At 67.0% G+C, this 8619-nt stretch carries 9 protein-coding genes and 3 pseudogenes; 5 read left to right on the forward strand and 7 right to left on the reverse strand.

What is annotated here, in order from left to right:
• Positions 1-18: 18 nt before the first annotated feature.
• Positions 19-771 carry a ferredoxin reductase gene (locus ACIRA5_RS46670; RefSeq protein ID WP_403702584.1) on the reverse strand — a complete coding sequence of 251 codons (753 nt, stop codon included), beginning with the start codon at positions 769-771 and terminating at the stop codon, positions 19-21.
• Complete coding sequence (locus tag ACIRA5_RS46675) at positions 741-1340, reverse strand: sulfite oxidase-like oxidoreductase (protein WP_403702587.1); 600 nt, start codon at positions 1338-1340, stop codon at positions 741-743. The genes ACIRA5_RS46670 and ACIRA5_RS46675 overlap by 31 nt, the downstream gene beginning before the upstream one ends.
• 600 nt (positions 1341-1940) lie before the next feature.
• Between ACIRA5_RS46675 and ACIRA5_RS46680 the strand changes: the two genes are divergently transcribed.
• Positions 1941-2228 carry a transposase gene (locus tag ACIRA5_RS46680; protein ID WP_403702590.1) on the forward strand — a complete coding sequence of 96 codons (288 nt, stop codon included), beginning with the start codon at positions 1941-1943 and terminating at the stop codon, positions 2226-2228.
• Positions 2225-2482: a hypothetical protein gene (locus ACIRA5_RS46685; RefSeq protein WP_403702593.1), complete on the forward strand. Its 258-nt coding sequence runs from the start codon at positions 2225-2227 to the stop codon at positions 2480-2482. Before ACIRA5_RS46680 ends, ACIRA5_RS46685 begins: the two co-directional genes overlap by 4 nt.
• On the opposite strand, the pseudogene ACIRA5_RS46690 reads toward ACIRA5_RS46685, so the two are convergent.
• The 5 genes and pseudogenes from ACIRA5_RS46690 to ACIRA5_RS46710 form a co-directional block, all read right to left on the reverse strand.
• A pseudogene (locus tag ACIRA5_RS46690) lies at positions 2475-2680 on the reverse strand (ATP-binding protein); the annotation flags it as partial. The gene ACIRA5_RS46685 and the pseudogene ACIRA5_RS46690 sit on opposite strands and share 8 nt — an antisense overlap.
• 104 nt (positions 2681-2784) lie before the next feature.
• Positions 2785-2919, reverse strand: a pseudogene (locus tag ACIRA5_RS46695) (DUF6510 family protein); the annotation flags it as partial.
• 29 nt (positions 2920-2948) lie between these two features.
• A complete protein-coding gene (locus ACIRA5_RS46700) occupies positions 2949-3704 on the reverse strand; it encodes a ferredoxin reductase (RefSeq protein WP_403702596.1) in 756 nt (251 codons plus the stop codon).
• Positions 3674-4273 carry a sulfite oxidase-like oxidoreductase gene (locus ACIRA5_RS46705; protein WP_403702599.1) on the reverse strand — a complete coding sequence of 200 codons (600 nt, stop codon included), beginning with the start codon at positions 4271-4273 and terminating at the stop codon, positions 3674-3676. The genes ACIRA5_RS46700 and ACIRA5_RS46705 overlap by 31 nt, the downstream gene beginning before the upstream one ends.
• A 246-nt stretch (positions 4274-4519) precedes the next feature.
• The gene (locus ACIRA5_RS46710) at positions 4520-5293 is read right to left on the reverse strand and encodes an SDR family NAD(P)-dependent oxidoreductase (RefSeq protein ID WP_403702601.1); all 774 of its coding nucleotides are present in this window, start codon (positions 5291-5293) and stop codon (positions 4520-4522) included.
• Between the two features lie 1010 nt (positions 5294-6303).
• Here ACIRA5_RS46710 and ACIRA5_RS46715 point away from each other — a divergent pair.
• From ACIRA5_RS46715 to ACIRA5_RS46725, 3 genes and pseudogenes are all read left to right on the forward strand, one after another.
• Entirely contained in the window at positions 6304-6924 is a 621-nt protein-coding gene (locus ACIRA5_RS46715; protein ID WP_403702604.1) for an RNA polymerase sigma factor, read from the forward strand.
• Positions 6921-7988, forward strand: coding sequence for a CU044_5270 family protein (locus tag ACIRA5_RS46720; RefSeq protein WP_403702607.1), 1068 nt, complete (start codon positions 6921-6923; stop codon positions 7986-7988). The genes ACIRA5_RS46715 and ACIRA5_RS46720 overlap by 4 nt, the downstream gene beginning before the upstream one ends.
• A gap of 254 nt (positions 7989-8242) precedes the next feature.
• Positions 8243-8500, forward strand: a pseudogene (locus tag ACIRA5_RS46725) (IS982 family transposase); the annotation flags it as partial.
• Positions 8501-8619 lie beyond the last annotated feature (119 nt).

Raw genomic sequence — 8619 nt, forward strand, 5'->3', positions numbered from 1 at the left:
CACGCCACCTGCCTCTCGTCATCTGCTGGGTCCAAAACGCTCGGTTCGGATACGGCCAGGGTGGTGGCCGAGGGCGACCAGCAGTCCGGCGGCCTTTTCGACGAAGCCGGTGGAACCGCAGACGTAGCAAGTGGGTTGGAAATCCGGTGGCCACCCGGCGTCTGACAGGTCAGAAGCGGTGAACCGCCCGGGGGACCGTGGCCACTGTGGTGGGGTGGAGCGGGCATAAAGGTACGTCTTGTCGAGGCCCGGGTCGTCCCGTCTCAACTCCGATACGAAGAGCTGGTCCTCAGGGCTGCGCATGGCGTATACCAACCGGAAGGGCGTACGGCAGCCGATCGCGCGGCGCATGCGGATCATCGCCATCAGCGGCACCAGGCCGGAGCCGCCGGCCACGAGCATAATCGGCTCCTTCTGCTCGGGACGCCACACAAACCATCCGCCGACCGGTCCGCGCAACTCCACCACGTCGCCCACGGCGAGTTCGTCCGTCAGATACGGGGAGACCTCGCCGTCATCTACGCGCTGAACGGTCAGTTCAACGCTTTCGCCGTCGGGTGCCGACGCCAGTGAGTAGCTGCGCTGTGTGCTGTAGCCGTCCTCCGCCGTGAGCCGCACATCGACATGCTGTCCCGCCAGATGACCCGGCCAGCCGGGCACCTCGAAGACGAGAGTGCGCGCAGTTTGGGACGCGACGCGCCGATCGGTCAAACGGGCAGTCTTCCAGCGCAGCCGGTCGCTCAGTCGCCTTGATACCGCTGCTCGCGCCATGGGTCTCCATAGTCGTGGTAGCCGATGTTCTCCCAGAAGCCCCGCTCTGCCTCGTCGAGGAGCTGGATGCCGCGCACCCACTTCGCGGACTTCCAGAAGTACAGGTGCGGAATCAGCAACCTGGCGGGGCCGCCGTGCTCCGGCGCGAGTTCCTCGCCGTTGTATCGGTATGCGATCCATGCCTGCCCGTCGAGGAGGTCCTCCAGGGGGACGTTGGTGGTGTAGTCGCCGTAGGAGTGAACGAGCGCGTACTCGGCACTGGTCTCCACGTCCTCCAGAAGGACGTCCACGGAGACTCCCTGCCACTCCGTCTCGAACTTCGACCACTTGGTGACACAGTGCAGGTCAACGGTTTGCGTTTGGCTGGGCAACGCCATGAACTCCGCCCAGTCCCAGATGTGCCGTGTGCCGGTCTCTGTGCGGATAGTGAATTCCCACTGGTCAAGGTCCACCGCAGGGGTGGGTCCGGCCGACAGAACGGGGAAGTCGGTGGTCTCGTACTGCCCAGGAGGCAGTCTGTGTTGTGCATCCCGTGCTCGGCCGTGGAACCCTCGTGAAACGATGGGCATAAAGTGCCCCCATTCTCTGCACAATGCGGTTTCCATTCTCCAGGACATCGCGCAGCACAGCATCTCGAGACGAGTCGGCGGCGTCGTTCTGGGCATCAATCCGGCTTGTCCTCCGCCTCGATCCTGCGGATGTCCGTGTACGGCTCAGCAAGGGCAGCGCAATCAAGGGACACACGATCACGGACAAGAGACACGCTGCCACCAGCGCGGCTGCGTTGGCCGGTCGGATCGCATCAGCTTCAACCCGGTCTTTGTTGCTGCCACGAGCACAGGGAGGGAAGTGGCCTGCAGGAGTCCACTGGCCATGATCTCTGCCCGCGAGAGCCCCGCGCTGTGGTAGGCCTCGGGAGAGCAGTAAACAGGCGTTTCCCCTAATCCGGGGTGTAGGCGCCCGAGTCCGGCCGGCACAAGTCGGCTGGAGGGTGGTGTGTACGACTGAGTTCGTACCGGTGTGTGGGCGCCGGGATATGCCTGACTCCAGCCTGGACTATGAGGCCTTCTCCTAGACCGGCACCCGGCGTCCGCGCCGCTGCGAACCTACCCCGGCCGGCGGTGGTGACGCAGGCGCCGGGTCGATGCCTCCGTTGACAGGAGTTCCCGTTGGGGACGTCGAAGTACTCGCCTGAGTTCCGGGCCGATGCCGTCGCGCTGTATCACTCGAGCCCGGGTGGGACGTACGCGTCGGTGGCCAAGGACCTGGGCGTCAACCACGAGACGCTGCGCACGTGGGTGCGGGATGTCGAGCAGGCGGCCCGGCCCGGGGCGGTGGAGGCCACCGCGATGGAGAAGGAGAACCGGCAGCTGCGGGCGCGGGTGAAGGAACTCGAGCTCGAGTGGGAGATCCTGCGGAGGGCCGCGAAGTGTTTTGCGGGCGAGACCAGTTGGTGAGCAGCCGCTTCCAGTTCGTCGAAGATCATCGTGGCGCCTTCGGCGTCAAGCGGCTGTGCCGGATACTCGCGGTCTCGCGTTCCGGCTTCTACCGGTGGCTGGCCGGCGCATCCGCGCGGGCCGGCGGGCGAGGTGTCAATGGCCTTCAAGTTCTCCCCGTAGGCGGCCAGGAGTCCTCCCCGCTGGCGGCCTGCGAGATCTCCCCAACGGCGGCCAGTTATCTCCCCGCCGTGGTGAGTGCTGTGGTCAGCTGAAGGGCTTCACTCCCTGTCCGGAGGTAGCCAGGGTGAGCCGAAAACTGTCACCTTGAGTGACCACGATGTGAGCATGGTGCGTGAGCCGATCGACGTTGCGGTGGCCAGCGTCTTGGGCATGATCTCGTCGAACCCGGAGGGGTGGAGGTTGCTGCTGACCGCGACGGAACGGCGCTCGTAGGCGGCGTCGACCAGGCGTGCACCGGACCGCGGCCGGGCCCGCCAGCGGGTCGTACGCAGCACACTCTCCCGTACTGCTGGCAAAGCGCGACGAGGCCCGGTGCGTGCCTGTACACGTGCAGGCACGCAAGGGGGCCCGTGCAGCCGCAGTGGCCGCATCGGCTCGTCGCGGCGGTCACGTCAACGGCGAAGACCTCGGACAGGGGCCCTGCCAGCGCGTTTCCGTCGACATACCCGCCGTGGGCACCCCCCCTCATTTGGGCCGCCGGCCTCTTCGGACGCCATCTCAACCTCCACTGTCGCCGAAGCGCTCGGTACGTACTCGCTGAGGTGCATGTCCCAGGAGCACCAGGTAGGCAGCCGTCTTCTCGACGAATGCCGTGGGCCCGCAGACATAGCAGGTCGGCTCGAAGTCGGGGGGCCAGCCGCCACGGACCAGGTCCTCGGGGGTGATGCGCCCCGGCGGGCGCGGTGAGTCCGCGGGGGCCTCTCTGCTGTAGAGGTACGTCGTATCCAGCCCCGGCGCCCCCTCGCGGAGTTCTGTGCGGTACAGCAGGTCCGACGGGGTCCGCAGTGCGTACAGCAGCCGGAACGGGGTCCGGCTGCCGGCCGCCTCCCGCGCGCGGATCATGCACATCACAGGCACGAGTCCCGATCCGGCCGCCACCAGCAGAACCGGCTCGGTCTGCTGCTGCCTCCAGACGAACCAGCCGCCGACAGGCCCGCGCAGCTCCAGCTGGTCCCCCACCACGAGCTCGTCCACGAGGTAGGGCGACACTTCCCCGCCGGGCGTGCGTTGGACCGTCAGGTCGAGGCCCCGGCCGTTGGGGGCCGAGGCGATCGAGTAGCTGCGCTGGGTGCTGTAGCCGTCTTCCGCGGTCAGCCTGACGTCCACATGCTGGCCGGCCAGGTGCCCGGGCCAGCCCGGCAGGTCCAGTGTCAGGGTGACGGCCGTCGCCGACTCCACGCGCCGGCCTGTCACCTCGGCGGCCCGCCACCGGAGCCGGTCGCCTAGTCTCCCTGGTACCGCTGCTCTCGCCATGGGTCTCCGTAGTTGTGGTAGCCGGCGCTCTCCCAGAACCCGGGCACGTCGCTCTGCCGCAGCTCGATCCCGCGCACCCACTTCGCGGACTTCCACAGGTACAGGCGCGGGACCAGCAGCCGAGCGGGGCCACCGTGTTCGGGTGCCAGGTCGCTGCCCCCGTAGCCGTAGGCAATCCACGCCTTGCCGTCGAGCAGGTCGGCGAGGGGGATGTTCGTGGTGTAGCCGCCGTACGAGGTGACGAGTACGTGCTCTGGGGCCGTCTCCACGTCCGCGAGCAGAACGTCCAGGGACACGCCTTGCCATTCGGTGCCGAACTTCGACCACTTCGTCACACAGTGCAGGTCGACGGTCGGGGACTCCGCCGGGAGTGCCATCAGGCCTGCCCAGTCCCACACGTGCTGTTTTCCGGCTTCCGTGGTCACGGACAGCTTCCAGTCGTCTTTCCGGATGCGGGGGGTGGGCCCGGCGGACAGCACCGGGAAGCCGGTCGTCTCGTACTGCCCAGGTGGCAGCTTCGTGCCCGCCGACGACCTTCGACCGTGGAAGCCGCGCGAGATGAATGCCATGCTCGCCGTCCTTGATGGTCCGTGTGGCCCCTGCGGGCCCCTTCGAAGGTGAGCGCCCGGGGAGAGCGATTTCTTACCTCCGGCGCCTCGGGAAGGTGAGTGCCTCGGGGCGCAGTCTTTCTCGTCCGCCCGGGGGGGGATTGCCGGGCTCCCGGGACCTGTGCGGCCGCGGTGCGAGGCTTTCGGCCGGTGCGGCGAGAGTATGTGCCGGGCGTCGCGACGGGGCGAACGGTGCCTGTTGCGGCGCTAGTTGCGGCCTGCCATGACTCCGCCGTCGACGTTGAAAATGGCGCCCGTCGTCCAGCTCGATGCCGACGAGAGGAGGAAGACGATCGCGGCGGCCACATCCTGCGGTGTGCCGACCCGGCCGAGGGGGTGCAGCCCGCTCAGCTGCTCCATCGCGCCGTCCAGTTGGTCTGCGGGGAAGACCTTCTCGAACAGGGGCGTCCTCGTGACGGCGGGAGCCACGGCGTTCACACGGATGCCCTCGCTGGCGAGCTCGATGGCCAGGTTGTGCGTGAGGGCGTGCAGGCCCGCCTTGGCCATCGAGTAGGCCGACGACGGTGTCACGGCGAGGGCCTGGTGCGCCCACATGCTGCCCACGTTCACGATGGCGCCGCCGTGACCCCCGGCGACCATGCCCCGGACGATGGTTTGAGTCAGGAAGAAGGTCGCCCTGTTGAGGTCGTGATAGGAGTCGTAGTACGCGACCTCGTAGTCGAGGAAGGGCTTGGGCAGGAAGAACCCAGCCGAGTTGACCAGGAGGGTGGCGTCGGAGTGTTCCTCCGCCAGCTTATTCTGCGCCTCTACGACCTGGTCCCAGTCCGCCAAGTCGGCCGCGATCGACCATGCGCTTCCGGAGCGCGACAGGCTCGCCACGGCATCGTCGAGTTTCTGACCCGGGCGGCCGACGATCACCGCGCTGCCGCCCTTCGCGATCACGTCCTCCGCGGCCTTGAACCCCATGCCGCTGGCACCGCCGATCGCGACGAGTTTCTTGCCTTCGAATTCCGTGGCCATGCGAATCACTCTCCATTGAACGGCGAACACTTCTTGCCTATCGTGTACCCCACCCTGCCACGGCAGGCTCTACAACAGCTCTACAAGACCTCTATTGCACCAATCGCAAAAACCCCGTGGCCCGACGATCGGAAACTACATAGTTCCGTCCTGCGTGCCGCCTCTGGTCCTCTGCGCACTACTGCGCGGAAACGGCCCGCGCAGTAGTGCCGCAGGAAAGCCGCTGCACGGTCTGCTGCCATCAAGGCAGCGCCCGCGCTGAGCCCCGGACGTTGCCGCACGCACGCCGCCCGCTGGGCAGCGTGTCAACTAGCGAAACCGCAGGTCGGTGCTGCATAGAGGAAACTCGAGGTACTTAGCAGTTCTTTGGAGGTACCTCGCCAGTTCCTTTGAGTGCCTGTCACTTGACCTGCCCGGATGTGCTCCGTGGCGCGGATTGCAGCGCCGTCAGGCGCGAGGTCGGCGATGTGGCCTACAGTTTCCGCATCCACGGCTCAAGTGGCAGAAGAGAACAAGGTGTTTGCCGTGCCACTGCAATGTGCCGACCATGACATCCCGAGATCCAGAGTTGCCCATTCCTTCCGGTTTCCCTCCGTTTTCCTCGGGACTGGACGGGACTGCGCGGGACTGGACGATACGACGCACTAGGACGAGCTGAGATTAGCCCTGCGTAACTCTGCTCGCCCACCGACAAGGTCGTCGACCGGGCACCGAGAGTCACCAAGACCCTGGTCGATCAGGGCTTCAAACAGCAGGTCGTCACGCATGGCCGGCCCCTGGGCGCCCCGGTGCGCGTGGGCTCCGCGGTTTCCGTGCTCGCTGTGGTGGTCTGGCCCTGGCTCGTCCTGACTGCCGGGGACAATGGAGGCGTGGGGCCAGGAGCCTCGTCCTGTTCATGCTTCGACAGCATCTCGTCCTCCCCCTTTCGCGGTGGTGTGGCGCAGGACACGGGAACGCGGCCGGGTCGGCGGAGAGAACAAAGTGTGAGGCATACAGAACCCAGTGAGTCATTGCGGGCGCGAGTGCGGGCGGGGGACCGTGCGGCGTTCGTCGACCTGTACGACCAGAACGCTCGCGCGGTCTACAGTCATGCCTTGCGGCTGACCGGTAACTGGTCGGAGGCCGAGGAAGTGATGTCCGAGACCTTCCTCGGTGCCTGGCGTACCCGGGAGACGGTGGAGCCGGAGGGCGGTTCACTCACACCGTGGCTGCTCGGCATCGCGACGCACAAGGCGCACAACGCCAACCGCGGTCTGCGCCGGCGGCTCGCCTTCCTGGCGCGCAGTCCGGAACCCCGGCCCGTGGAGGACTTCGCGGACGAGACGTCCGGCCGGATCGACGATGCCCGCCGCCTCGCGCTGGTCCACGATGCCCTGCGTCAGCTGGGTCGCCCCGACCGTGAGGTGATCGCCCTGTGCGTGGGTGCCGGGCTGGACTACCAGCAGGCCGCCGAGGCGCTGGGCATCCCGGTCGGCACCGTGAGGTCGCGGCTCTCGCGTGCCCGGGCGCGACTGGCCCGGTACAGCTCCGGTCCAGCGCCTCGAAAAAATGCGGAACCGCGTGGTCGTCGCGGAGAGGAAGAGAGTGAGGCCGCGATCGCGGCCCTGTTCCTGCAGGAGGAAACCCGATGAACGCCGACAACCTGCGCGCCGGCTCTGCCCGGAGTGAGGCAGAGGAGTTGCTGGCAGCTTCGGCCGACTGGGACCTCTCGCCGAGCCGCCATCTTCATTACAAGGACATTCTGATGCAGCAGATCGACCACGACCACAGCGCTTCCGGCGAAATGTCGCCCGCTCCGTCCCGCCGGAGGCTGCCGCGTCTGGCTCTGGCGCTGCCCGCCATGTCACTGGCCTTGGCTGGTGCCCTGGTCATCACGTTCTCCGGCGGCGACCACAGCTCCGCCCCGGCGGCCGGGTCCACCGCTTCCGCACCGGCCCAGGTGAACAGCGCGACCGCCACCCTCGGCCGGATCGCCGCCGCGGCCATGAAGACAGACGCGACGCCGGTGAAGGAAGACCAGTTCGTGTACGTCCAGCGCCTGACGCGCGAGAACAAGGGCGCCTTCGGCGGTCCGGCGGTGCTCGGTGCGGCGCACAAGGAAGAGATCTGGATGGCTCAGAAGCCCGGTCCCGTGACCATGACCGGCTGGCTCCGTTCGAGCGGGAAAGACGCCATAATGCCTGGTCAACTGGTGCCCAGCACGTTCGCAACTCCCGTGCGACCCGGTCTGTGGTACCCCACCTACGCGTGGCTGGCCTCACTGCCCACCGACCCCGACGCCCTGCTCAAGCTGCTCTACACCCAGACCACGGTGGAAAAGGGCGAATCGAAGGATGAGGCCGTCTTCAGGACGATCGGCGACCTGCTGGGCAGTGTGATCACGCCGCCCGCGACCGCCTCCGCTCTGTACAAGGCCGTCGCCGAGATTCCTGGCATCACCTGGATCCCCGACGCCGTCGACGCGGCCGGGCGCCACGGCATCGGCATCACCCACAAGGACGGCGGTTCCGCGACCCGGTCCGTGTTGATCTTCGACAAGGACACTCTCGCCTACATCGGCTCGCAGGCGTACTTCATCAGCGACGGGGCCAAGGCCAGGGGTACCACGAGCGACGTGCTGTTCGGCATCGACGCCGTCATGGAACGCGGGGTTGTCGATCGGCATGGCGAGGTACCCGCGAAGACCGCCGGCTGAATCCGGCCCGTAGACGGGGACGGGCTGAACCGTGGGTCCTGCTGCCCGGCCGGGCAGCAGGACCCACGGAGTGGGGACCGTCACAGAACCGGCTACGGCTCGGCTGACCTCCGTGGCTTCGCTGACTCGCTCTTCGAGGTGCTCGACGTCGATCAGGCCCGAGTCGTTCGCGGGGTGCGTGATCCAGACTTCCTACATGATCGATGCCGAGGGATCGGCTGCGCTCGCAAGGGAAGGGAGCCCAACGTCGGTGTGTGAAGACAGAGTTGGACTCCCTCGCCACCGCACTCTATGTGAAGACCGATGACCTGCTGAAGGCATCACCGCATCTGGTGCCCTGGCGTCCGGCCATCGGGATCGTTCCGCGACTGATCGATGCCGAGCTGGTCACGCTCGCGATGATGCAGGCCATGCTGGGCTTCACCTCCGAGGCCAAGTGGCTTCGCTATGCCCGCTCCCACCTGCGGCATCTCTTCCCCTACCTGCCGAAGCAGCCCGGCTACAGAGGGCGACGCCCGATCAGCTGTGGAAGCTGGCCCTGCCCTTGTCGAATACCTCATCCATGTTGGTCAGGACGCGTGGGCGTACTTGTGCAGGGTGCCGCCGAGTCGTGAGTGTCGTCGTAGGTCAA

Origin of the sequence: Streptomyces sp. NPDC096311 (assembly GCF_044763085.1) — a bacterium.
GTDB lineage: Bacteria > Actinomycetota > Actinomycetes > Streptomycetales > Streptomycetaceae > Streptomyces.

Coding starts and splice junctions, on each gene's coding strand:
- ACIRA5_RS46710 (WP_403702601.1), bottom strand. CDS start 5,293: ATGGCCACGGAATTCGAAGGCAAGAAACTCGTCGCGATCGGCGGTGCC.
- ACIRA5_RS46675 (WP_403702587.1), bottom strand. CDS start 1,340: ATGCCCATCGTTTCACGAGGGTTCCACGGCCGAGCACGGGATGCACAA.
- ACIRA5_RS46700 (WP_403702596.1), bottom strand. CDS start 3,704: ATGGCGAGAGCAGCGGTACCAGGGAGACTAGGCGACCGGCTCCGGTGG.
- ACIRA5_RS46705 (WP_403702599.1), bottom strand. CDS start 4,273: ATGGCATTCATCTCGCGCGGCTTCCACGGTCGAAGGTCGTCGGCGGGC.
- ACIRA5_RS46670 (WP_403702584.1), bottom strand. CDS start 771: ATGGCGCGAGCAGCGGTATCAAGGCGACTGAGCGACCGGCTGCGCTGG.
- ACIRA5_RS46720 (WP_403702607.1), top strand. CDS start 6,921: ATGAACGCCGACAACCTGCGCGCCGGCTCTGCCCGGAGTGAGGCAGAG.